This is a genomic window from Streptomyces sp. NBRC 110611, from assembly GCF_001590865.1.
Lineage (GTDB): Bacteria > Actinomycetota > Actinomycetes > Streptomycetales > Streptomycetaceae > Streptomyces.
This window is the reverse complement of the sequence record NZ_BBUY01000008.1, coordinates 73,596-96,390: the sequence shown is the minus strand read 5'-3', so window position 1 is coordinate 96,390 and position 22,795 is coordinate 73,596. Positions and strand designations below refer to the sequence as shown.

The 22,795-nt window shown below is 70.3% G+C and carries 17 protein-coding genes and 1 tRNA gene; 5 read left to right on the top strand and 13 right to left on the bottom strand.

Features of this window, described 5'->3' with window-relative positions; all coding sequences use genetic code 11:
* Positions 1 to 24: 24 nt before the first annotated feature.
* A complete protein-coding gene (locus tag AZE13_RS19040) occupies positions 25 to 2,565 on the bottom strand; it encodes an ABC transporter permease (RefSeq protein WP_066932987.1) in 2,541 nt (846 codons plus the stop codon).
* A gap of 63 nt (positions 2,566 to 2,628) precedes the next feature.
* Entirely contained in the window at positions 2,629 to 3,411 is a 783-nt protein-coding gene (locus tag AZE13_RS19035) for an ABC transporter ATP-binding protein (RefSeq protein ID WP_066932984.1), read from the bottom strand.
* Positions 3,412 to 3,898: 487 nt separating this feature from the next.
* Here AZE13_RS19035 and AZE13_RS19030 point away from each other — a divergent pair.
* Positions 3,899 to 3,980, top strand: a tRNA-Leu gene (locus AZE13_RS19030).
* 197 nt (positions 3,981 to 4,177) lie between these two features.
* Here the strand turns inward: AZE13_RS19030 and AZE13_RS19025 are convergent.
* Together AZE13_RS19025 and AZE13_RS19020 are read right to left on the bottom strand one after the other, a co-directional pair.
* A complete protein-coding gene (locus AZE13_RS19025; protein ID WP_066932981.1) occupies positions 4,178 to 5,347 on the bottom strand; it encodes a glycosyltransferase in 1,170 nt (389 codons plus the stop codon).
* Positions 5,347 to 8,145, bottom strand: a complete 2,799-nt coding sequence (locus tag AZE13_RS19020) for a CDP-glycerol glycerophosphotransferase family protein (protein WP_398780178.1) — start codon at positions 8,143 to 8,145, stop codon at positions 5,347 to 5,349. Before AZE13_RS19020 ends, AZE13_RS19025 begins: the two co-directional genes overlap by 1 nt.
* Before the next feature lie 709 nt (positions 8,146 to 8,854).
* Here AZE13_RS19020 and AZE13_RS19015 point away from each other — a divergent pair.
* Complete coding sequence (locus tag AZE13_RS19015; RefSeq protein WP_066932976.1) at positions 8,855 to 9,742, top strand: Bax inhibitor-1/YccA family protein; 888 nt, start codon at positions 8,855 to 8,857, stop codon at positions 9,740 to 9,742.
* A gap of 262 nt (positions 9,743 to 10,004) precedes the next feature.
* On the opposite strand, the gene AZE13_RS19010 is transcribed toward AZE13_RS19015, so the two are convergent.
* Complete coding sequence (locus AZE13_RS19010; RefSeq protein ID WP_066932973.1) at positions 10,005 to 10,232, bottom strand: DUF4287 domain-containing protein; 228 nt, start codon at positions 10,230 to 10,232, stop codon at positions 10,005 to 10,007.
* A 98-nt stretch (positions 10,233 to 10,330) separates the two neighbouring features.
* Here AZE13_RS19010 and AZE13_RS19005 point away from each other — a divergent pair, with 98 nt between their 5' ends.
* On the top strand, positions 10,331 to 10,690 hold the full coding sequence (locus tag AZE13_RS19005; RefSeq protein WP_066932970.1) for a hypothetical protein: 360 nt from the start codon (positions 10,331 to 10,333) through the stop codon (positions 10,688 to 10,690).
* Between the two features lie 261 nt (positions 10,691 to 10,951).
* Here the strand turns inward: AZE13_RS19005 and AZE13_RS19000 are convergent, their stop codons facing one another.
* From AZE13_RS19000 to AZE13_RS18990, 3 genes are all read right to left on the bottom strand, one after another.
* Positions 10,952 to 11,953 (bottom strand): hypothetical protein, encoded by a 1,002-nt coding sequence (locus AZE13_RS19000; protein WP_066932967.1) that lies wholly within the window; start codon positions 11,951 to 11,953, stop codon positions 10,952 to 10,954.
* 634 nt (positions 11,954 to 12,587) lie between these two features.
* Positions 12,588 to 13,808: an acetyl-CoA C-acetyltransferase gene (locus AZE13_RS18995; RefSeq protein ID WP_066932964.1), complete on the bottom strand. Its 1,221-nt coding sequence runs from the start codon at positions 13,806 to 13,808 to the stop codon at positions 12,588 to 12,590.
* 225 nt (positions 13,809 to 14,033) lie between these two features.
* On the bottom strand, positions 14,034 to 15,053 hold the full coding sequence (locus AZE13_RS18990; protein ID WP_066933387.1) for an SGNH/GDSL hydrolase family protein: 1,020 nt from the start codon (positions 15,051 to 15,053) through the stop codon (positions 14,034 to 14,036).
* Positions 15,054 to 15,280: 227 nt separating this feature from the next.
* On the opposite strand from AZE13_RS18990, the gene AZE13_RS18985 reads away from it, so the two are divergent.
* Complete coding sequence (locus AZE13_RS18985; RefSeq protein WP_066933384.1) at positions 15,281 to 16,669, top strand: cystathionine beta-synthase; 1,389 nt, start codon at positions 15,281 to 15,283, stop codon at positions 16,667 to 16,669.
* Between the two features lie 525 nt (positions 16,670 to 17,194).
* Complete coding sequence (locus AZE13_RS18980; RefSeq protein ID WP_066932961.1) at positions 17,195 to 18,250, top strand: MurR/RpiR family transcriptional regulator; 1,056 nt, start codon at positions 17,195 to 17,197, stop codon at positions 18,248 to 18,250.
* Between the two features lie 49 nt (positions 18,251 to 18,299).
* On the opposite strand, the gene AZE13_RS18975 is transcribed toward AZE13_RS18980, so the two are convergent.
* From AZE13_RS18975 to AZE13_RS18955, 5 genes are all read right to left on the bottom strand, one after another.
* Positions 18,300 to 19,637: a diaminopimelate decarboxylase gene (locus tag AZE13_RS18975; RefSeq protein ID WP_066932958.1), complete on the bottom strand. Its 1,338-nt coding sequence runs from the start codon at positions 19,635 to 19,637 to the stop codon at positions 18,300 to 18,302.
* Positions 19,638 to 19,788: 151 nt separating this feature from the next.
* On the bottom strand, positions 19,789 to 20,796 hold the full coding sequence (locus AZE13_RS18970) for an ABC transporter permease (protein WP_079124142.1): 1,008 nt from the start codon (positions 20,794 to 20,796) through the stop codon (positions 19,789 to 19,791).
* Positions 20,793 to 21,710 carry an ABC transporter ATP-binding protein gene (locus tag AZE13_RS18965; protein ID WP_258527880.1) on the bottom strand — a complete coding sequence of 306 codons (918 nt, stop codon included), beginning with the start codon at positions 21,708 to 21,710 and terminating at the stop codon, positions 20,793 to 20,795. The genes AZE13_RS18970 and AZE13_RS18965 overlap by 4 nt, the downstream gene beginning before the upstream one ends.
* 98 nt (positions 21,711 to 21,808) lie before the next feature.
* On the bottom strand, positions 21,809 to 22,201 hold the full coding sequence (locus AZE13_RS18960) for a transcriptional regulator (RefSeq protein ID WP_066932952.1): 393 nt from the start codon (positions 22,199 to 22,201) through the stop codon (positions 21,809 to 21,811).
* Positions 22,198 to 22,704 carry a hypothetical protein gene (locus AZE13_RS18955; protein ID WP_181690380.1) on the bottom strand — a complete coding sequence of 169 codons (507 nt, stop codon included), beginning with the start codon at positions 22,702 to 22,704 and terminating at the stop codon, positions 22,198 to 22,200. Before AZE13_RS18955 ends, AZE13_RS18960 begins: the two co-directional genes overlap by 4 nt.
* Between the last annotated feature and the right edge of the window lie 91 nt (positions 22,705 to 22,795).

The following is a 22,795-nucleotide window of genomic DNA, read 5'->3' as shown; positions in this document are numbered from 1 at the left end:
GCACCGCACCGTCCGCCCCGGCGGCTACTCCGCCTTGATGGCGGCCAGCATGTTCAGCTTCGCCGCCCGGCGCGCCGGCCAGAGCGCGGCGAGTACGCCGACCAGGGCGGCGAGCGCGAGGAAGACGCCCATCCGGCCCCAGGGCAGGATCAGTTCGTACGTCGGCAGCTGACCCGTGGCCTCGATCATCTTGCCGACCGCCCAGCCGAAGAAGACGCCCAGGCCGATGCCGAGCACCCCGCCGAAGAGCGAGATCACCAGCGACTCCAGCCGGACCATGCGCTTGATGCCGCGGCGGTCCAGGCCGATGGCGCGCAGCATGCCGATCTCCTGGGAGCGTTCGAAGACCGACATCGCCAGCGTGTTGATGACACCGAGCACCGCGACGATCACCGCCATGGCCAGCAGGCCGTAGAGCATGTTCAGCAGCAGCGTGATCATCTTGGAGATACTGTCGGAGACGTCCTTCTTGTCCGCGATGGTGATCGCCGGATTCTTGCCGAGGGCGTCGGCCAGTGCGTCCTTGGCCTCGGCGGTCGCGCCGTGCTTCGTCTTGACCATCACCTGCATATCGGTGATCTGCTTCTGGTGCGGGGCGAGGGTGGTGTTGTCGAGGATGATGCCCTTGAGCATCTGGTTGCCCTTGTAGACACCCGCGACGGTGAGGGTGCTCTTCTTACCGTCCTCGAAGGTCACCGGGATCCGGGAGCCGGGGCGCCAGCCCTTCTCCTCGGCGGTGGTGTCGTCCACCACGGCCCGGCCGCCGGCCAGTTCGCCCAGTGAGCCCTGGGTGAAGTCGAGCTGGGTGAGCTTGCCGAAGTCCTTGCCGTCGACGCCGGTCAGGTACGCGGTGTCGGTACCGATCCGGGCGGGGGAGTTGCGCAGCGGGCTGGACGCGGTGACCTCGTCCACGGACGCCAGCTTCTTCGCGACATCGGGGGAGAGCGGCGTACGGCTCGCCATGGAGACCACGTAGTCGGCCTTCAGCGAGGCGGTGGCCATCTTGTCGACGCCCTGCTGGACGCTGCCCGCGATCACCGTCATGCCGGTGATCAGCATCAGGCCGATCATCAGCGCCGAGGCCGTGGCGGCCGTACGGCGCGGGTTGCGGACCGCGTTCTGCCGGGCGAGGACGCCGGAGATACCGAAGAGCCGCAGCACGGGGGCGGCCAGCGCCACCATCGGGCGGGACAGCAGCGGCGTCAGGACGAGCACGCCGATCAGCAGGAGCGCCACGCCGGCACCCATGGTGGCCTTGCCGTCGGACATCCCGGTGGCGACCAGGATCGCGGCCGTACCGGCGCCCGACAGGAGCGCGCCGATGGTGTTGCGGACCACCAGCGACTTGGTGGTGGCGGTGGCGTGGACGCTGCTCATCGCGGCGACCGGCGGGATCTTCGCGGCGCGCCGGCCGGGCAGCCAGGCGGCCAGGACGGTGACGACGATGCCGACCAGGAGCGAGACCAGGACGGTGGAGAGGGAGACCACCAGGGGGCCGTCGGGGAACGTGGCACCGGTGCTGTTCAGCAGGGCGCGCAGGCCGGCGCCGATACCGATGCCGGCGGCCAGGCCGGTGACCGCGGCGACCGCGCCGACGACGAGGGCCTCGATCAGCACCGAGCGGGTCACCTGACGGCGGCTCGCGCCGACCGCGCGGAGCAGCGCCAGTTCCTTGGTGCGCTGGGCGACCAGCATGGTGAAGGTGTTGGTGATGATGAAGACGCCGACGAAGAGGGCGATACCGGCGAAGGTGAGCAGGCTGGTCTTCATCCCGTCCATACTCTGGGCGATGAACGCGGCCTCTTCGTCGGCGAGTTGCCGGCCCGTGGTGGCCTCGGCGCGGTCCTTGGGCAGCACCTTCTCGACGGCCGCCTTCAGGGCCGTCTGGGAGGTGCCCGGCGCCGCCTTGACATCGATCTCGCTGAATTCACCCGGTGCGGCGAACAGCTTCTGGGCGGTCGGGGTGTCGAACAGCGCGAGGCTGCCACCGGCCGTGACGGTGCCGTCGTCGGTGGTGAAGACACCGGTCAGCTTCTGCTCGCGGACCGGTCCGTCGACGGAGATCCGGACGGTGTCGCCGACCTTGTAGCCGGCCTTGTCCGCGGTGTGCGCGTCCAGCGCGAACTCGTGCGGACCCTTGGGGGCGGCACCGTCGCGCAGCGGGTAGCGGGCGTCCTTGCCGTCCTGGCCGGGGAAGTAGTTGGCGCCGCGGGTGCCGAAGCCGCTGCCGGTCAGCTCGCCCTTCTTGTCGGCGACGGCGGTGAAGCCGGAGACGGTGCCGGTGACGGAGGCGGCGCCGGGCACCCGGGCGGTCTTGTCGAGCAGCTTCTGGTCGAGCGTGGGGGCCTCGCCGGGCGCGCCGCCGCCGTTGTCCGAGGACCGTGGCTGAATGGCGACGTCGACGTTGTCGTAGCCCTTTCGGGAGCTGGCCTGGGTGGCTTCGGAGAGGGTCGAGGTGAAGACCAGGGTGCCGGAGACGAAGGCCACGCCGAGCATCACGGCGAGGACGGTCATCAGCAGCCGGGCCTTGTGCGCGAGCACATTGCGCAAGGCGGTACGGAACATGGGTGGATCAGTCCTGGAGAAGAGGTCCGGGAGGTCCGGAGTACGGGAGGCGGCTGCCGGGGGTCAGCTCGTACGGCCCTTGGCGTCGAAGCCCTTCATGCGCTCCAGGACCAGATCGGCGGTGGGGTGCGGCATGTCGTCGACGATCCGGCCGTCGGCGAGGAAGACGACGCGGTCCGCGTACGAGGCCGCGACCGGGTCATGGGTCACCATGACCACCGTCTGCCCCAGCTCGCGTACGGAGTTGCGCAGGAAGCCCAGCACCTCGGCGCCGGAGCGGGAGTCGAGGTTTCCGGTGGGCTCGTCGGCGAAGATGATCTCGGGGCGGGAGGCGAGCGCGCGGGCCACCGCGACCCGCTGCTGCTGGCCGCCGGAGAGCTGGCTGGGGCGGTGCTTGAGGCGGCCGCCGAGGCCGACGGTCTCCACCACGCGGTCCAGCCAGGCACGGTCCGGCTTACGGCCGGCGATGTCCATGGGCAGGGTGATGTTCTCCAGGGCGCTGAGGGTCGGCAGCAGGTTGAACGCCTGGAAGATAAAGCCGATCTTGTCGCGCCGCAGCTGGGTGAGCTTCTTGTCCTTCAGGCCGGTCAGCTCGGTGTCGCCGATCCGGGCGGAGCCGCCGGATATGGCGTCCAGACCGGCCATGCAGTGCATCAGGGTCGACTTGCCGGATCCGGAGGGGCCCATGATCGCGGTGAACTGGGCCTGGCGGAAGTCGACGGAGACGGCGTCCAGGGCGACCACCTGAGTCTCGCCCTGTCCATAGACCTTGGTGAGGTCCGTGGCGCGGGCGGCCACTGTGGTGCTGCGGCCGGCGGTGGAGACGCCGGAGTGGAGGGTGGTCACGGGAGGAGCTCCTGTCGGGACGAGGGACCAGCGGTCCGCGGGCGCCGGACGGTGCGGGCGCGGACGTCAAGCGGACGTTTCCATCGTCGGCCAGGAGCAGAGGGACGGACGTCAACCCCTGTGACCGTCCTTGACCACCCCTGCGGCGTAGCCGGAGAGGGCCTGGTCATCCCTGGGGAGGAGACGGTCCCCGAGGGTGCGGCGCCGTCCTGAGCGGCCGGGGCGGGCACTCGCGGGGGTGAAGGGCGGGGGAGAGCGGACGTCGAGTTTCCGTCAATTCAGGTACGAGAATGCGCCGCTACGGGTGTTGCCGGCGGCAGGCTTCCGGCATGTGCCGAAGGCCTGTACCCAGCGCTGATGCCCCCTCAGTTGCCAATAAAATAAGACAACCTCGGGATGTGTGGCCGATCTGCGCCGTGCACTGCGGGCTACGCTCGTGCTGCCCTCTTTGAGACGGCATTGGGGACCCACTTCGTGGGGGTCCCGGGCCCGGGTGGTGGAATGCAGACACGGCGAGCTTAAACCTCGCTGGCCTACGGGCCGTGCCGGTTCAAGTCCGGCTCCGGGCACTCTCCCGCGAGCAGCGGGCCGAAGAGCGACTGGCCAAAAATTCAACGACGCAACCAGGGCCGCGAAGCGACGGGGCGATGGGGGCGACAGGGCATATGAGGAGGGCCGCCGGTATGCACCGGCGGCCCTCCTCGTTATCCGCGCCCAGGCGCCCGGGGGGCGCGCTAGCGCGCCTGCGCGCTCGCGCGCCTGCGCGCTAGCGCTCTATCAGCGCGAAGAGGCTCTCCCAGCGCTCGACGATCTCCGCCGTGGCGAACCGCTGGATGTTCTCCCGCGCGGCCTCACCCATGGTGTCCCGAAGGTCCTTGTCGGACATCAGGGTGTCGAGATGCCGGGCGAATTCGGTGATATTGCCCGGAGGGGCGAGCAAACCGTCCTCGCCGTCCGTGATGATCTCGTGGACGCCCGGCGCCACATCGAAGGCCACGCACGGCACCGCGGTCGCCATCGCCTCCATGGGGGCCAGCGGGAAGCCCTCGCCGCGCGAGCTCAGCGCGAACACCGCGCTCTCCCGCAACGCCCCGGGGACGTCGCTGGTGCGGCCCATCCACTCGACGCTGCCGGTCACGCCCAGCTCGGCGGCCTGCTTGCGCAGCGCCTCGGCCTCCTCGCCGGATCCGTAGATCCGCAGCGTCCAGTCCGGGTGCCGCGGCGCGACCTTCGCCCAGGCCTCCAGCAGCAGGTCGACGCCCTTCTCCTCGTGCAGCCGGCCGATGCTCACCACGCACTTGCGGGACCGGTCCGACGGCATATCGGGGAAGAACGGCAGCGGATTCGGCATAAAGCCGACATTGTCCATCCGTTGCCGGATCCAGCGGTCGGCGTCCTCGCGGGTGAGCGTCAGCATCCGGTCGACGTCTCCGTAAAACCGCTTGACGCGACCGAAGCGAGACGACTTACGACAGGTGTCGAAAGATTCGTGGCTCATACCGATCACCGTCAGGCCCGCGGTGTCGGCCAGCGCCACCCACTCCATCGCCCACACCTGGGTGACGATCACCACCCCGCCCGGCTTGGCCGCCCGGAAGAGCGCGCTCATCTTGGCCGCCTGCTCGTGCATACCGGCTTCCCGGGCGGCCCGGCGGCGCTGCTCGACGAGGTTGAGCCGGCCCCGGATGCCCTGCGCGGGACGGACCGTCGGCGGATGCTCGGCGTAGAGCGTGGTGGTCGCGAACGGCACATCGTCGGCGAGCTCGTGGGCCCGGCCCTCGGGCGCCGGCACGATCCCGACGATGTGCACCCGGTGGCCCCGCTCACTGAACAGGCGCGCCATCTGGTGCGACCAACTCGTGATGCCGCCCATCTCGTTGACGCTGTTGGAGACGAAGAAGATGTCCCGCGGCTCGGCTGCGTACGGCTTGGTCATCAACGGCTCCACTGCGCAAAGAACTGATCGACGAGGGTCCGGGCGGCGTCGCCGCGGTCGTATTCCCCGAACTTGGCGACGAATTCCTCACGGCTCCGCGCGTAGTCCAGAGCCTGCGACTCGAACGACTTGACCGCCTCGTGGAATTCGTCCTCGGTGCGGACCACCGGGCCCGGGGCGTGCTCCAGCAGATCGAAGTACGTGCCACGGCCCTCGTGTACGTATTCGTCGTAGTCGTAGGTGAAGAACAGCAGCGGCCGGTCGAGCAGCGCGTAGTCGAACATCACCGACGAATAGTCCGTGATCAGCCCGTCGGCCAGCTCCAGGATCGGCGTCACGTCATGGCGCGCCGAGACGTCGATGACCCGGCCCCGCACGGTCGGCGGCAGCACCACGTGATTCAGGTAGTGCGAACGCACCAGGAGGACATAGCGGTCGCCGAACTGGTCGGCGAAGCGCTCCACATCGAAGGGCAGGGCGAAACGGCCGTGCCGCCCGCCGTGCTTGCGGAACGTCGGCGCGTACAGCAGTACGGTCTTGTCCTCGGGAATGCCCAACTCCGCGGCCAGCGGCCCGCGTTCGCGCTTCCCCAGCTCCGCCTCCCGCCGCCGGGCCTGCACCAGCGCGTCATTGCGCGGATAGCCCACCCGCAACAGCGTCTTCTCCTTGAGCCGGAACGCCTTGGCGAGGGTGTGCACATCGTGCTCGGAGCGGACCAGGAAGCGGTCGAAACGGTCCAGGGAGCGCTGCTGCTCCGCCTGCTGCTGCCGGGTCTGCGCCTTCAGCGCCGGCTGGTCGAAGCCCATGTTCTTCAGCGCCGAGCCGTGCCAGGTCTGAATGTAGGTGGTCTCCGGGCGCTTGGTGAGCTTGAGCGGATAGCTCTGGTTGTCCACCCAGAACTCGGCCTGCGCCAGCGCCTTGAGGTACGGCAGCGACCAGCGCCGGACCAGCGTGACGTCCTTGGGGAAGTCCTTCGTGGACCCGGAGTACGACCAGATCGCCTCGAAGTCCAGGCCCTGCCGGCGCATCTCCTCGTAGAGGGCGCGCGGGCTGTCGCTGTACTGCTTGCCCAGGTGGCTCTCGAAGACCACCGTGCGCTTCTTGACCGGCAGCCGGCTGAACACCTCGTGGTACAGGCGGAGCTTGTTGTCCCCGGAGGTGACCTTCTTGCGCAGCGCCTTCGCCTTGCGGACGCCGGTCTTGGCCAGCGTTCCGGGCGTGCCGCGCACTCCGCGGGTGATCAGCTCCTGTACCCGCTCGGCGTTACGGCCCTCGCTGACCAGGCGGAACGCCAGGTGTCCGCGGGCCGACGCATGCGGCTCCAGGTGATCGGCGACCATCCGCGTCAGCCGCGGCCGGACCGGCGGGCCCTCGGCCAGCGGGGTGTCGGCGACGGTGAGCCGGGTGGTGGTGCGCACCCCGTTCACGTCCAGGCGCAGCCGTACGTCCCAGATGGTGTCGACGATGCCCAGCGGACGCAGCTTGGCGGTGAGGTCCGCGGTGGCCTCCCAGTGGAGGGTGTCGCCGTCGTGGCGCAGCGCCCGCACCGGGAAGTGGAAGGACTGCAGACTGCGCCGGCGGGCGCTGAACTCCAGCTCGCCCGTCAGCCGGGCGTCCGGCGGGATCACGCCGAGCGGATTGGTGATCCGCCCCGCCAGGGAGACCGATCCGCCGGACCTGTCGCACCGGGTGAGCTGGTTGCGCAGGAACAGCTGGTTGACCGGCTTCTCGTGGTAGCCGGTGTCGGTCACGTCCAGCACACCGCGGGCGAACTCGTCGTCGAGGTGGCTTCCGCACCAGTAGATCCGGCCGTCGCGCTCGGCCAGCGGCGAGGAGACCTTGTCGCGGTTGATGAGGGTGTCGACCGCCGGGATCAGGTTCTCCCAGTCACCCTGCTGGAGCAGGTACGCGCAGATGGCCTGGATCGGCTGGACGCGCTCGTACGCCTCCGGGGCGATACCGGCGAGGTACTCCTGGGACAGCTCCGCGAATTCCCGGCGGTAGGCCTCGTCGCGGAACGGCAGGTCCCGCAGGTGCAGCACCAGGTCGTGCTTGAGGAACTTGACGTCCTTCGCGAGCTGCATCTCCGTCAGCCCGCGCTCGGCCAGGAGGGCGTCGATGCGCCGGTGGATCTCCAGCCGGTGCGCATAGTTCGTCATTTCATGCCGCCGGTTCGTCACCGACTTCACGGCGGCCTTCGTGTACACGTTCCAGAAGTAGACCTGATTGGGGATCAGGGTGATGCGCCGCGCCGCGAGGTAGGCGTCGGCGATAAACATCAGGTCCTCGTAGAACATTCCCTTGGGGAAGCGGAGGTCGTGCTCGATGAGGAAATCACGGCGATAGCATTTGTTGGTGGACAGGGTGTCCCACACAAAAAGGTCCGGCAATTCCGTGACCGATTCCAGTGTGCGCGTCGTGGAATACAGCCATGAATACCACTCGTCCCGCTTCTGGTTGCGGGTGTCCTTGTGGATTCGTACGCACAGACCGGAAACGATGTCCGAGTCGGTTTCCTCCGCGGCCTGCAGCATATTGCGGCAGGCATTGGGTTCCAGGACGTCATCACTGTCCAGGAACATCACATAACGCCCTGTGGCGTGCTGGATTCCGGCGTTGCGCGGCTCGCCGCCCGCACCGCTGTTCTCCGGCAGCTGGAAGGCCCTCACCCGCCCGGGATGGGCGGCCGCGAGGCTCTGCGCGACGTCGTAGGAACGGTCGGTGCTGCAGTCATCAACGATCACCACCTCGACGTCCCGGAGCGTCTGGTCCAGCACGGACTGGACCGCGGTCGGCATCCGGTCGGCGTCGTTGTAGACGATGACGACTACTGAGACGTCAGGCACAGGCACCTCAACCCTCTTTCGCTGCTGGTTCCCGCCAAGAATAGACCTGTCCGCTCCCGGGGATTCCCACCAATCGCACCCATGGCGTTACGCACGGTAGGTCGCTATGTGTGACGGAAGGGGGTGCTCCGGTGTTCGGATCTCGACCATCGTGTCATCTCGGGGATCCGATCACCGGACAGGGTTCCGGCTAGAGGGAAAGACGACCGCGTCCGCGAAACGGTTGCATCACCTCATGTGACGCAGGTGATGTCCGTTGCGTGATCTCTTGCCCGATCTCCGGCCGGATCTCCTGACCGGTCCGCTTGCCGATCTCTTGTCCGAATCACTGCAATCGGACATTCATCAGACATTCATCGGATTCTGGAAAATGTACGTGTCCAGTTCGGCGATGACTCCCGGCGACGACGCCCGGTGGTGACGCCCGGTGGTGACGCCTGGCCGTGACTCCCGGCGAGGGGGCGGACCGGCCCCGAGGTCCGGGAGGGGGGAACTCCGCCGCCCGTCCCGGGCACGTCCGCGCCCTCCCATACGTCCTCCTCATGGCGGACGCGTCACATCACATTCAGGGAAAGATCGTGCTCAAGTATTAGCGACGCGCCTTTGCCAAGCCATTACGCTTGCCGTCAAGGCCGCGCAGGGCGGCCATGGAGGAGTGAGGATGAGGAGCAGCAACCCGGTCTTCTCGCGACGGGGCTTCAGTCGCGACACCGGCTACGCGGGCTTCAACGCAGCGCCGCAGGCCGGGGCCACCACCGCGAACCCGTACGCCGGCACCAACCCCTACGCGCAGGGCGGCGGCAACCCGTACGCCCAGGGCGGCAATCCGTACGCCCAGGACCAGCAGGCCGCTACCCAGGCACCGCCGCAGTACGCGTCGCAGTCCCGCCCGATGACGATGGACGACGTCGTCATGCGTACGGGCCTGACGCTCGGCACGGTGATCGTCGGCGCCACGGTCGGCTGGCTGTTCCTGACCGAGAAGCTCGGCTTCGCCCTCGGCGCCGGTCTGGTCGCGATGGTGCTGGGCTTCGTCCAGTCCTTCAAGCGCAAGCCGTCGCCCCCGCTGATCCTGGCGTACGCCGCCCTGGAAGGCGTCTTCCTGGGCGCGCTCAGCGGCTACATCAACGACCTGCCCAAGCTGAGCGGCGCCCCTATGCAGGCGGTGCTCGGCACGATGGCGGTGTTCGTCGCGATGCTGGTCGCCTACAAGACGCGGATTGTGCGGGTCACCGCCCGCTTCACCCGCTTCGTGATGATCGCGACCCTGGGCTTCGTCCTGCTGTCGCTGGTCAACGTGATGTTCATGCTGTTCGGCGGCGGCGACGGCCTCGGCTTCCGCAGCGGTGGCCTGGGCATCCTCTTCGGTGTCGTCGGCGTCGTTCTCGGCGCGCTGTTCCTGGCCCTGGACTTCAAGCAGGTCGAGGACGGCATCGCGTACGGCGCCCCGCGTGAGGAGTCCTGGCTGGCGGCGTTCGGCCTGACCGTGACGCTGGTGTGGATCTACACGGAGATGCTGCGGCTGATCTCGATCCTCCGCGGCGACTGACGTCACACCACAGCACAGAACGAAGGGCCCGCGGACAATCGTCCGCGGGCCCTTCGTTCTGCTCGTTCCGTTCGTTCTGTCTGTTCGTTCTGCGGAGCGCTCTGTATGCTGCGCCTCACCTGTATCGCCGTGTCGCGTGTTCCGCTGCCACACGCATTGCGCATTGCCTGTTGTTTGTTGCGTATCACCTATGGCGCATTGCGTGTTCCGCGTCGACGGGGGCCGATCCGCAGGGCGTGCGGTCTCAACCCGTCATCGTGGGTCAGAACTTCCGTGCGGCGCGCCTGAGGCCGTGCTCATGGACGATCGCCTTGGCGTGTCCGTAGGAGAGGTTGTGCTCACCGCGGAGCCAGCTGACCTTTTCGTTGAAACGGAAGAGTGCGGGGCCTTCTTCAACGGTGCGGAGCCATTCGGAGATTTCCCGACCGGTGCAGTGCGGGATACGGGAGAGCATGTTCCGGTGGGTCTCTTCGGAGAAGAGCTGAGACATCGGCGCCTCCGGACGCGGTCGATGCTGGTTCTTCAGCACACCGTGCCTGAGCGTTCCGCCGTTGGCAACCACCCGGGAGTGGCGCATAGTCTCACGACGTGCTTGACGTGACCCCTTTGCAGACTGCCGTGGACGCCCTCGCCGACCGCCTCAGAGCGCTGCCGCAGAGCAAGCTCAGCCAAGGCGCGGCCGCCGAAGGGCTGGCGCTGGCGCGCCGGTTGGCGGCCCGAGCGCAGCTGATCGAGCGGCCCGGAGCGCCCCCGCGCGAACTCCCGGACGCCGGGATGTTCGCCGTCGGCGACCAGCTCGCCGTGGCCGGACATGACCTCATCGAGGCGCTGCGGTGCGCGGCCGCCCGCCCGGCCGGCGCATCAGCGGACTCTGACGCGAAAGTGGCCCCCGCCGAGGAGCTGGCAGAGGCCCTGCGCCTGATCCGTGCAGCAGCCGACCGCTGCTGAAGCCCGCCCGCCGCCAGAACCGCGAACTACGTCCCGCCCCTGTCCGCCCGGGCCTGGGCACACCACCCGCCCCATCCGGCCGGGAATACCTTCCACCCCCAGCCGGTTGTGGCCCCGCAGGGGGGGTCTCGTATCCCTTAGGGGATCTGTTCGACCGTCCCCTAAGGGAAAAGCCCACAAGCCACGCGCCCACAAGCCACGCGCCCAAAGCCATGCGCCCACGAGCCGCGCGGTGGGCCGTGCGCGTGGTGTTGTGCCGGGTCAGAGTGAGGCGATGACGCGGTCGGCGAGGATGTAGGCGCTCTCGTCGCGGTTCTCGCCCCAGGAGAAGGTCAGCGCGTACGCACCGGAGATCCCGGAGCCGCCCAGCAGTACCGGGGTGAGCCCGGCCTGAAGTGCGCCGGCGACGCGCTCGGCGGCCTCGCGCTGGCCGGGGGTCAGACAGAGCGTGGTGCCGTCGGCGAAGACATAGACGTCGAGGGTGCCCAGCGGGCCGGGACGGACGTCCGCGACCGGAGTGCGCTCCTGCGCGAGCTCCTCCAGGCGCGCCACGGTGCGCTCATGGTCGTTGATCACCGGGGACGGCTTGAAGTCCGGGTGTGAGGGGTGGCGCCGACGGGCGGCGGCCAGCTCGGCGGACTCGGTCTCCTCGACCGGCTCCAACTCCGGTGCGTCCAGGGCGTCGAGCGCGTCCACCGGCTCCAGGGCGTCCGGGCCCAGCAGCGGCTCGAGACCGGCGAAGTCCGCCTGGCGGGGCAGGAACGGCTGGGTGTCGAGCCGGTCGAACTCCGGCCGCTCGGGCAGCTCGCACTGCTCGCCGCGGAAGTCCGCCGGCCCGTCGTCGCCGAGGCCGGCCAGGCCGCCGAGCAGGGACGGAGCATCGGCGGCGTCCCGGGCCTCCTGCGCCGCCCAGAAGGCGCGGGCCTCGGCCAGTTCCCGTTCCCGCTCCTCCGCCAGCGCGTCGGCGACGGCGGCCCGTATGTCCGCGAGCGGTGTCTCGGCGGCCGGGGTGGTGCGGGCGGCCGGGATGGTCGCGCCGGCCGTGTCCGCCGCGTCTGCCGTGTCCGCCGCGTGTGCCGCGTTCGCGGTGTGTGCCGCCTCGGCGTGCGCGGCGGCGTCCTGACGGGTGGCGACGAGCTCCGCATGCAGCTCGGTGATCTGGTGGCGCAGCGCGCGGGCGGTACGCAGGGCGACGACGCCCAGCGCCACGGCGACGGCCGCGGCCAGCAGCAGGACCAGCAGGACCAGGGTGCTGACACTCATGCCGAAACCTCGCTTCGCTCCGCCGCGCATGCGCGAGACACGTACCTCACCATGGTTCTCCGCCGGCCTCCGGCCGGGGGGACCCCCATGCTGCGCTCGCTCATGCGTGCTTCTCACTTCGCTCGGCGGCCCACTTGCCACGGGCCGCGCATCCGTACTTGGACTTCCCCCGACCGCCGGTAGGGGTGACCCCCTTGATGCGCTCGCTCACGGGACGACTCCTGGTGGCGGCTCGGCCGGCTCCGATGACTCGGAGGGCGCGGACGGCTCGCTCACCGGCGTACTCCCGTTAGCAGAATGTTCTCCGACTTCTACCTCAGCCTGCCGGAGATCTGCGACCGCTGCCGGTGCACTATGTCCGAAATGCTGGGGGTCAGGGGGCTTGCGTGTACGGGTACCCCCACGCTGACCTGCAAGAACGCTGCGCCCCCAGGGCGTTGGTCACAATCCTGGGGGAGATTGGGTCGCGATCTTGTTAACGCGTGACACGGCTCACGCCGTCATTGCCGCCCGTGTCCGTGCGACCTCGAAGGGTGTGCGCGGGGCGGGAGTTGGTCCGTTTTCTCCCGCGCACACCTTCGGCGGGACGAGGGGGTCACATGCCACACCGGCCCGGCTCAGGCTCCGCTCGGGCTCAGCTCAGTCGTTCGATGACCATCGCCATGCCCTGGCCGCCGCCCACGCACATGGTCTCCAGGCCGAACTGCTTGTCGTGCCACTGGAGCGAGTTGATAAGGGTGGTGGTGATCCGGGCGCCGGTCATCCCGAAGGGGTGGCCGACGGCGATCGCCCCGCCGTTGACGTTCAGCCGGTCCAGGTCGATGCCCAGATCCCGGTAGGACGGGATGACCTGGGCGGCGAACGCCTCGTTGATCTCGACCAGGTCGATGTCGCCGATGCTCATCCCCGCGCGGGCGAGGGCCTGCTTCGACGCCTCGACCGGGCCGTATCCCATGATCTCCGGGGAGAGGGCGGAGACGCCGGTGGAGACGATCCGCGCCAGCGGGGTCAGGCCGAGCTCGCGCGCCTTGGTGTCGGACATGACGACCAGCGCCGCGGCGCCGTCGTTCAGCGGGCAGCAGTTGCCGGCGGTCACCAGGCCGTCGGGGCGGAAGGCCGGCTTGAGCCCGGCGACGCCCTCCAGGGTCACGCCGGCGCGCGGACCGTCGTCCTTGGCGACGACCGTGCCGTCGGGCAGCGTGACCGGGGTGATCTCCCGCTCCCAGAAGCCGTCCTTGATCGCCTGCTCGGCGAGGTTCTGGGACCGTACGCCGAACTCGTCCATCTCCTGGCGGGTGATGCCCTTGAGGCGGGCGAGGTTCTCCGCCGTCTGGCCCATCGCGATGTACGCGTCCGGGATCAGACCGTCCTCGCGCGGATCGTGCCAGCTGGTGCCCTCCTGCTCGGCGCGCGCGGCGGTACGGGCCTCGGCGTCGGCGAAGAGCGGATTGTGAGTGTCGGGCAGACCGTCCGAGGTTCCCTTGACGCCGCGCGAGACCATCTCGACGCCGGCCGAGATGAAGACGTCGCCCTCACCGGCCTTGATGGCGTGCAGTGCCATACGGGTCGTCTGCAGCGAGGAGGAGCAGTAGCGGGTGATGGTGCAGCCGGGGAGGTGGTCCATCCCCATCTGGACGGCCACGATGCGGCCGAGGTTGTGGCCCTGCTCGCCGCCGGGGAGGCCGCAGCCGAGCATCAGGTCGTCGATGTCCTTGGGGTCCAGCCCGGGGACCTTGGCGAGGGCGGCCTCGATGATCGTCGCGGTCAGGTCGTCCGGGCGCAGCTCCTTGAGCGAACCCTTGAAGGCGCGGCCGATCGGGGAGCGGGCGGCTGAGACGATCACGGCTTCGGGCATCACGGCTCCTGAAGGGCAAGAGGCAAGCGGCAAGCGCCAAGGGGCAGGCACAAGGAAAGACTGTGAGGGAAGTTACCTGCACGTACTGCTGAGGTCACGACGTGCGGCCTGTGATGCGGACCTCTTTTCTAAGCGGGTGCTTATGGGAACGGGGCGGGGGGCCGGGTTATTCCGTACGGCTCCGCTCACGCGTCCGCGTATGCGGTACGGGCCCGCTCCGGCGCGTCACCCGGTGACCGGTGACCCGTCCGTCGGCTCCTCTGCGGGCAGCCTGCGCCGCCTGCGGTGCTTGAGCAGGGCCCAGGGCCCACGGGAGGCGCTGGCGGCGACCTCCGTACCGCCCTCGGCGGCCGCCTCGGCCGCTGCCTGCTCGACCGGCAGGATGCCCTCGCCACGGGCCGGCTCCGGCCGTTCCTGCTCCGGCCACAGCCCCAGTGCGGCGCACACCGTGGGGAGGACGGCCATGGCGGCGGTGGCGTAGCCCTCGGCCGACGGGTGGTAGTTGTCCGGACCGAACAGCTCCCGGGGCCGCGCCTCGAACTCCGGGCCCAGCAGATCGCCCAGCGAGACCGTACGGCCGCCGCTCTCGACCACGCCGATGGTCTGGGCGGCCGCCAGCTGCCGGGAGAGCCGCCGGGCCACCCAGCGCAGCGGCTGGTAGACCGGCTCGATGGTGCCCAGGTCGGGGCAGGTGCCCACCACCACCGCACAGCCCGCCGCGCGCAGTCGCCGTACCGCGTCGGACAGGTGGCGCACGGACTGCGCCGGCGGCATCCGGTGGGTGACGTCGTTGGCGCCGATCATGATCACGCAGATGTCCGGCGCTCCGGGGTTGCCCGCCAGCATCAGCTCCACCTGCCGCGCCAGGTCATCGGACTGGGCGCCCGGCAGCGCCACATTGCGGAAGTCCACCGGCAGCTCGGAGACCGCCGCGAGGCCGGAGGCCAGCAGCGCGCCCGGGGTCTGGGAGGCGCGGTGCACGCCCTGGCCGGCGGCCGTGGAGTCGCCGAGGAAGCCCATACGAAGCGGCGGGCGGTCGGTGCGGTGGCCGAAGGCGGCGCCGTAGCGGCCGTCCGCGCACGGCGGGATGTCGCTGGAGCCGCCGACCGTACGGCGGGCCAGCCGGACCTCGGTCAGCAGCACCCCGAGGGCGGCGGCGCCCAGCAGGCCGATCCCGCCCCCGCCGAACGCGGCGGCCGTCGCGATCCGCCGCGCGACTCTCGCCCTGGACATCGTCATCGGCATCGGCCGGGCACCTCCCGTGCGGTACGGGTGCGCCACGGCCGGCGGGGGCCGTGGCACGTTCCTTCACCACGTTCACCAGTTCTTGGGTTCTTGAATCGGCAAGAACCCCTACAACAGGGTGTTGCCCGTTCCCGCACGGAACGCAACGCGTCGGTCCGCCGCTCCACCCGGGCAATAGGCTGGCAGCACGGGCGCAGGAGAGCGTGCCCCCGACCGCGGAGACCACCGTGCAGTTTTACGATTCGATGATTGAGCTTGTCGGCAATACCCCGCTCGTGCGGCTCAATAACGTGACCAAGGGCATTCAGGCCACCGTCCTGGCCAAGGTCGAGTACTTCAACCCGGGCGGGTCGGTCAAGGACCGGATTGCGCTGCGGATGATCGAGGCCGCCGAGCAGTCCGGCGAGCTTCAGCCGGGCGGCACGATCGTCGAGCCGACCTCCGGGAACACCGGTGTGGGCCTGGCGATCGTGGCTCAGCAGAAGGGCTACAAGTGCATTTTCGTGTGCCCGGACAAGGTGTCCACGGACAAGATCAATGTGCTGCGGGCGTACGGCGCCGAGGTGGTGGTCTGCCCGACGGCGGTGGACCCGGAGCACCCGGACTCGTACTACAACGTCTCCGACCGCCTGGTGCGCGAGACCCCCGGGGCGTGGAAGCCCGACCAGTACAGCAACCCCAACAACCCGCGCTCGCACTACGAGTCGACCGGCCCCGAGCTGTGGGAGCAGACCGAGGGGAAGATCACCCACTTCGTGGCGGGTGTCGGTACCGGCGGCACGATCAGCGGCACCGGCCGCTATCTGAAGGACGCCAGTGAGGGCCGGGTCAAGGTCATCGGCGCCGACCCGGAGGGCTCGGTCTACAGCGGCGGCTCCGGCCGTCCGTACCTGATCGAGGGCGTCGGCGAGGACTTCTGGCCGACCGCCTACGACCGTACGGTGGCCGACGAGATCGTGGCGGTCTCGGACAAGGACGCCTTCCAGATGACCCGGCGGCTGGCCAAGGAGGAGGGCCTGCTGGTCGGCGGCTCCTGCGGGATGGCCGTGGTGGCCGCGCTGGAGGTCGCCGCGAAGCTCGGCCCGGACGACGTGGTGGTCGTCCTGCTGCCGGACAGCGGCCGAGGCTACCTTTCCAAGATCTTCAACGATGAGTGGATGGCCGACTACGGCTTCCTGGAGGAGGGCGGCACCGCGGCCCGGGTCGCCGATGTCCTGGAGCACAAGGAGGGTGCGCTGCCCTCGCTGGTGCACATGCACCCCGAGGAGACCGTCGGCGAGGCGATCGAGGTCCTGCGCGAGTACGGCGTCTCGCAGATGCCGATCGTGAAGCCGGGCGCCGGGCACCCGGACGTGATGGCCGCCGAGGTCGTCGGCTCCGTCGTCGAGCGGGAACTGCTGGACGCCCTCTTCGCCCAGCGCGCGTCCCTCACCGACCCGCTGGAGAAGCACATGTGCCCGTCGCTGCCGCAGGTCGGCTCGGGTGAGTCGGTCTCCGACCTGATGGCGGTCCTGGAGAGCGCGGACGCGGCTGTCGTCCTGGTCGAGGGCAAGCCGAAGGGCGTGGTGAGCCGGCAGGATCTGCTGGCGTTCCTGGCCCGCGAGGCCGGTAAGTAGCGCGCCGGCGCGTCGTGATGCCGGAAACGGCGGCTGTCCCCGGCCGATGGCAGGGCAGCCGCCGTTTCGCTGTGTTGCTGTGTTTCGCTGTGTTTCTGCGCATGGTGGTTCGGTGCATTTCCGTCAGGAAACGGCCCGTCACCGCCAGGTGTACGTATGCGTCATGTGCCGGCAGCACGGACTTAACACGCGTCCGGCACAGTCATGTGCACGGCGACACGGACCTCCGGAGCGGCTCCCGGACCTCCACGATCGCCACCCGGATGCGACGACCGGCCAGGGCCCGGATCGCGTCCCTTGCGGGGACCGCCGTCGTCCCGCCCCCGGCCCCGGCCGGGGTGCGGCGGTCCCCGCAACAACCGGCCGCCAGTCGCAAGCGGCTTGGGAAGACGACCTCCGGCGGAGCGCTGTACGCATCCCGGCCTGGTCCGGACCGGCAGGCCTGGTCCGGACCGGCGCGAGCCAGAAATTCCGTACAGTCGGTCGACACAGGACAAGGTCCCTACCGGCCGGGAGGAAGAGGCGATGAGCGGGGACGGGGAGCGCGGCGGCAGCAGCAGCGGTACCGGCGGCAGTAGCGGTACCGGCGGTATCGAGAGTGCCGGTGGCACCGGTGACGCGGGCGAGGGCGGTGCGGCCGGGGCGGAGCGGGACCGGCCCGGGGAAGCGGGGGCCGCCGAGGTACCGGCCGCCGGGGAACCGTCGGCCGCCGGGGCCCGCCCGGGCGCGGACACCGCTCCCGGCGCCGACACGGGCACTGCCGCCCGCCTCCAGAAGCTCTTCGAAGGCCACCGGCTGACCCCTACCCAGCGCCGGATCGCGCACTGCATGGTGCGCCGGGCCGCCGACGCGCCCTTCCTGTCCAGCGTCGAACTGGCCGAGCTGGCCGGTGTCAGCCAGCCCTCCGTCACCCGCTTCGCGGTCGCCCTCGGCTTCGACGGCTATCCGGCGCTCCGCCGCCATCTGCGCGAAGTCGCCCCCTCCGGGAAGGCCGACGACACCGGCTCGTACAACGAGTACCAGCAGGCCGTCCAGGTGGAGATCGACAACCTCCGTCACCTCGCCGCCGCGCTCGCCGACCCCTCGCCGGTGATCGAAGCCGGCCGCCTGCTCGCCGCTTCCCGCCCGCTTCCCGTCCTGGGCCTGCGCGCCGCCACCGCCCAGGCCGCCGGCTTCGCCTACTTCGCCCGTAAGGTCCACCCCGACGTCCGCCTTCTGGACGAGGGTGGCACCATGCTCAGCGACCGCGTCGACGCCGCCGTACGCGCCGGGGCGAGCGCCCTGATCTGCTTCGCCCTGCCCCGTCACCCCCGCGAGGTCGTCGACGCCCTCGCCTACGCCCGCGCCTCCGGCCTGACCGTGATCACCGTCGCCGACAGTGTTTTCGCCCCTGTCGCCCACCACTCCGACCTCCTCCTCCCGGCTCCCGTCGGCACCGGCCTGGCCTTCGACACGGCCTGCGCCCCGATGCTCCTGGGCCGGGTCCTGCTGGAGGCGATGTGCGACGACCTGCCCGACGCCCAGGCCCGTCTGGAGGAGTTCGACGCCAAGGCGGCGGCACGGGGGCTGTTCGTGGAGTGACGGCGGCAGAGCGAGGCTGTTGGCGGAGGTGCCTGCGCGCCTCGTGCGGCTACCGCTGCCCGTCGAGGCCGCCCAGCTCCTCCCCGTGCGCGCCGCCGCTCTCCGCCACCAGCTCCTCCAGGGTCTGCGGACTGCGGATCGTCGCGAACCGAACGGTGCCGTCGGCGGCGGCCGAAAAGCCGTAAATCCCGGGGCGGGGGAGGGAGTTGTAGGCGAAGTGGGTGGAGAAATAGTACGCGCCGGTGTCCAGCAGGGCGATGTGATCGCCGGACTCCAGGAGCGGGAGAGCGCGGTTCTCGGCGATCAGGTCGCCGGCGAAGCAGCACGGCCCCGCGACATTCTGCGCGACCGGCTCACCCGTTTTGGACCGGCCCTCCGCGTCATAGGCCGCTACCCGGATCGGCCAGGACTCGGGTGCGAAGACCGTACGGGTCGCGACCTGCGCCCCGGCGTGGGTGACCGCGATGGCGCGGCCGCCCGCCGTCTTCGCGTACTCGACGCGCGCCAGGACCAAGCCCTGCTTGGCCAGCAGCGAGCGGCCGAACTCGGTGACGATCCCATAGCGGCCGGAGAACAGCCCGGGCACGGCCGAGCGCAGGAGCGCGGCGTACTCGCGGTACGTCGGGGTGGCGGTGTCGGAGGAGAAGTTGACCGGCAGACCGCCGCCGATGTCGAGGGTGTCGATCCGGCGTCGGCCGGCCTTCGCGTTGATCTCCTCGGCCAGCTCGAAGAGCGTCCGTACACCGGCGGCCATCAGCTCCAGCGGCATCCCCTGGGAGCCGACGTGGGCGTGCAGCCGGGTCAGCCAGGGGCGGGCGAGGACGGCACGGACGACCCACTCCCGGGCGCCCTCGTCACGCAGCGCCACCCCGAACTTGGAGGTGCCGGTGGCCGTGCTCATCGCCCCGATACTGCCGCCGCCGATCTGCGGATTGACCCGCAGGCCGATGGGCGCGGTACTCGGCGCGGTGGCCATCAGCCCGTCGATACGGGCCAGTTCCTCGGGGTTGTCGGCGTTGACGGTGATGCCGAGAGCCAGCGCCTCCCGCAGTTCGGCGAGGGTCTTGGCGGGTGAGTCCAGCACCGTGCGCGCGACCGGTACCCCGGCGGCCCGGGCCAGCGCCAGTTCCCCGGGGCTGGCCACCTCGCAGCCGAGCCCCTCCTGAGCGAGCAGCCGCAGTACGGGCACGAGCGAAGCGGCCTTCACCGCGAACGCGTGCAGCACCGGAGTGCCGGGAGCGGCGAACTCCTCGAACGCGGCGCGCAGTTCGCCCACCGCCCGACGGATCCCGCCCACATCCAGCAGCCCGGCAACCGGCTCTGCCGTCCCCACCAGCCCCCGCGCGACGGCTGCCTGCACGGCACGCTCTCGGTCCGTGAACCTCATACCCCTCACTCCACCATCGGGCAGGCCCCAGCGCCATCGCACACCCCCGTGCCGTGCCTCTTCCCCCCCCGGACGCTCCTTCCCGGCTCTCCCCCTGCCCTCCCTTCCCTTTCCTCGACGGGGGTCAGGTCCCTCCCCTCCCCGACGGGGATCAGGCGGGCCCGGTGCCGGCCAGGGCGGCCTTGCGGTGGCGTTCGCCGAGGCGGGAGCCGGACTCGCGGCGGGCGGCGCGGCGGAGGAGGGGTATGGCGAGGAGGAAGCCGAGGACGGCCCAGGCGGTGAGGACGAGGGCGACCGTCGGCAGCTCCCAGGAGCCGGCCGGTTCCGCGGCGCGGGCGGCATCCGGCAGCAGAGCCGAGCGCAGGCCCTGCGCCATCCACTTGAGCGGGAAGACGGACGCGACCTTCTGGATCACCACGGGCAGTGAGGCGAGCGGGAACATCGCTCCGGACGTCACCAGCAGTGCCATCGCGGGCAGCATGATCAGTGCGAGCGCCTCGCGCGGGTTGGGCAGTACGGCACCTATCGCCGCGCCCAGCGGTACGACGGCGAGCAGCCCCAGCACACTGACCCAGAGCAGCGTCAGCCAGCCGGCGGGACTGTGCGGCAGCGGACCGTTCACCAGCAGTGCGGCGGTGGCCAGGAGCAGCACGAGGGTGCCGAGTGCCATGACGACCACCAGCACCGCCTTGGCGACCAGGTAGGCCGGTATCCCGCCGGGGGTGGCGCGCAGTCGCAGCAGGGCACCTTCCTCCCGTTCGGTCACCAGGATCTGCGGGAGGTTGAACAGCCCGACCTGGAACAGCAGATACGCGGCGAAGCCGGAGAGCATCAGATGGGCCATCGGGACCTGGGTGCCGGGCACCTTGGAGCCGATATAGCCGGCGAGCACCAGCGCCACCACGATGTTGGACAGGTGCCCCGTCATCTCCTTGGGGTTGCGGAGGAGGTGGCGAAGCTCGATCGTGCCGCGGTGGAATCCGGCACGCCAGTAGCGGCGGGGTGCGGCCGGGCGGGACGTGGCGGGCCCGCCGTTCCGGTGCGGGTGCTGCTCCGGGTTCGGGTCCTGGTGCTGCTGCTCCAGGTCCTGGTGGTGAACGGTTGCGTCGTCCGGGCCGGTTGGGCCGGTGGCGTGGGTGGTGGCCGGTGCCGCTGTCATCGCTGTCCCCCTGTGGTCGCTGTCGCCCGGTCGGTCCGTGAACGGGGTGCCTGTGAGGCGCGCTGCTCCCCGGGCGGCGCCCCGGCCCCGGCTGCCTCGCTCCGGTGCACCATGTGCAGATACGTGTCCTCCAGCGTCGGGCGGCGGACTTCCAGGTCCGCGACCGGCCCGCCCGAGTCGCGGTGGAGCTCCCAGACCAGCTGGGACGGATCCGCGGTGTGCTCGCGGCGGGCCCGGCCGTCCGGGGTCGTCCAGCGGACCTCTGCCTCCGCGGCAGCCCGACGGGCCAGCTCCGCTGGGGTGCCACAGGCCCGGATCCGGCCGTTGACCAGCATCGCTATGCGATCGGCCAGCCGTTCGGCCTCCGCCAGGTCGTGGGTGGTGAGCAGGACCGTGACGCCCTCGTCGCGCGCGAGCCGTTCGACCAGCTCATGGAAGGCACGGCGGGCTTCCGGGTCGAAGCCGGTGGTCGGCTCGTCCAGGAAGAGCAGCTCGGGGCGGCCGACGATGGCGAGTGCCACATCCAGTCGGCGGCGCTGGCCGCCGGACAGCCGGTCGACCTGCTGACCGGCCTGTTCCGTGAGGCCCACCAGCGCCAGCACGTCGGCCGGGTCGCGCGGATCCGGGTAGTACGTGGCGAAGTGCGTCAGCAGCTCGGCCACCCGCCAGCGGCGGTGGTCGCGCCAGGACTGCAGCACCAGGCCGATCCGGCCGCGCCAGGCGTCCCCGCCGCGCGCCGGGTCCGTCCCCAGGACGCGCACCGTGCCGGCGGAACGCCGCCGGAAGCCCTCCAGGATCTCGACGGTGGTCGTCTTCCCGGCGCCGTTGGGCCCGAGCAGGGCGAAGATCTCGCCGTGGTGGATGTCGAGGTCGATGCCGTGCAGGACGTCCGCGCTGCCGTACGACATCCGCATATCGCGTATGTGGATGACGGGTTGGGCGGTGGACGTGGAAGTGGAAGTAGCGGTAGGCGCGGAGGGCGAGGGCATGGTCGGGTGCTGTTCGGCTGTGGTCATCGGCCCGCCTCCGCGTGCTGTTGCTGCTGCTGGTGGTGTGGTGGCGTGGTCTCTGCCGGCGCGGACTCCGCCGGAGTCGTGGGCGCGGCTCTCGGGCCGGCACCTTCGACGATCGCCTGGAGGGCGGCCACATGGCCCTCGAAGGCCGTGCGGCCGCGGCTCGTCAGCCGGACTTTGGTGCGGCGCTTGCGGCCGCCGCCCTCCTTGTGTATTTCCAGGTACCCGGCCTCTTCGAGCGTGTGGAGCTGCTTGGAGAGGGCCGAATCGCTGAGCGAGAGGCTGTCCCGGATGAAGGGGAAGTCGGCCCACTCCGTGGCGGCGAGCAGCGCCACCACCGACAGCCGGGTGGACGGGTGGATCAGCTCGTCGAAGCCGCTGGGTGTACTCATCGGCATGCCTCCACGTGGGCGGGTTTGACGTCTCGGGTGCGCAGTGTGCCGATCGCCCAGCGGTTCGCCGGCCCGACGAAGAGCACGAAGAAACCTGCCGAGAGGGTGGCCTGGATCAGGCTGCCGAAGGGCAGCGCCAGTGACTCCACCAGGCGGCCGGAGCCCACGATGACCGTGCCGCTGAGGACCGCGCCCGCGAGGAAGGTGGCGAACTGGCGCCAGCTGTGGCGTGAGCGGTGCAGCCGCATCCGCGACCGGCGGCTGTAGTACACAGCCACGGCGCCGAGCAGTGCGAGATATGCGGCGAGCACGAGCAGGACCGCCCAGTTGGGCAGGTCGAGGCCCATGCTGGCGAGGAAGACCCACATGATCGCGGCGGAGATGTACGTCGACTTGGCGTCGCCGCGCGCACATCTCTCGACCTCGTCGTACACCCGCTCCTGCGGTACGCGGATGCGCTGCAGGTCCTGCCAGGCCTGCTCGGCGTCCACTGGTGTGGTCATGCTCATCGCCTCCCCAAGGCGGTCCGGGGTGCGCCCGGACGGTTCCCCGTTTACTTGCCTGCCAGGAAAGTTACCCGTGACTTTCCTGGCA

Excerpts from the sequence above, each read along its gene's own strand:
- AZE13_RS19040 (WP_066932987.1), bottom strand. The coding sequence starts at position 2,565 with ATGTTCCGTACCGCCTTGCGCAATGTGCTCGCGCACAAGGCCCGGCTG.
- AZE13_RS19025 (WP_066932981.1), bottom strand. The coding sequence starts at position 5,347 with ATGACCAAGCCGTACGCAGCCGAGCCGCGGGACATCTTCTTCGTCTCC.
- AZE13_RS19020 (WP_398780178.1), bottom strand. The coding sequence starts at position 8,145 with ATGCCGACCGCGGTCCAGTCCGTGCTGGACCAGACGCTCCGGGACGTC.
- AZE13_RS19015 (WP_066932976.1), top strand. The coding sequence starts at position 8,855 with ATGAGGAGCAGCAACCCGGTCTTCTCGCGACGGGGCTTCAGTCGCGAC.
- AZE13_RS19010 (WP_066932973.1), bottom strand. The coding sequence starts at position 10,232 with ATGTCTCAGCTCTTCTCCGAAGAGACCCACCGGAACATGCTCTCCCGT.
- AZE13_RS19000 (WP_066932967.1), bottom strand. The coding sequence starts at position 11,953 with ATGAGTGTCAGCACCCTGGTCCTGCTGGTCCTGCTGCTGGCCGCGGCC.
- AZE13_RS18995 (WP_066932964.1), bottom strand. The coding sequence starts at position 13,808 with ATGCCCGAAGCCGTGATCGTCTCAGCCGCCCGCTCCCCGATCGGCCGC.
- AZE13_RS18990 (WP_066933387.1), bottom strand. The coding sequence starts at position 15,053 with ATGCCGATGACGATGTCCAGGGCGAGAGTCGCGCGGCGGATCGCGACG.
- AZE13_RS18980 (WP_066932961.1), top strand. The coding sequence starts at position 17,195 with ATGAGCGGGGACGGGGAGCGCGGCGGCAGCAGCAGCGGTACCGGCGGC.
- AZE13_RS18975 (WP_066932958.1), bottom strand. The coding sequence starts at position 19,637 with ATGAGGTTCACGGACCGAGAGCGTGCCGTGCAGGCAGCCGTCGCGCGG.
- AZE13_RS18970 (WP_079124142.1), bottom strand. The coding sequence starts at position 20,796 with ATGACAGCGGCACCGGCCACCACCCACGCCACCGGCCCAACCGGCCCG.
- AZE13_RS18965 (WP_258527880.1), bottom strand. The coding sequence starts at position 21,710 with ATGCGGATGTCGTACGGCAGCGCGGACGTCCTGCACGGCATCGACCTC.
- AZE13_RS18960 (WP_066932952.1), bottom strand. The coding sequence starts at position 22,201 with ATGAGTACACCCAGCGGCTTCGACGAGCTGATCCACCCGTCCACCCGG.
- AZE13_RS18955 (WP_181690380.1), bottom strand. The coding sequence starts at position 22,704 with ATGACCACACCAGTGGACGCCGAGCAGGCCTGGCAGGACCTGCAGCGC.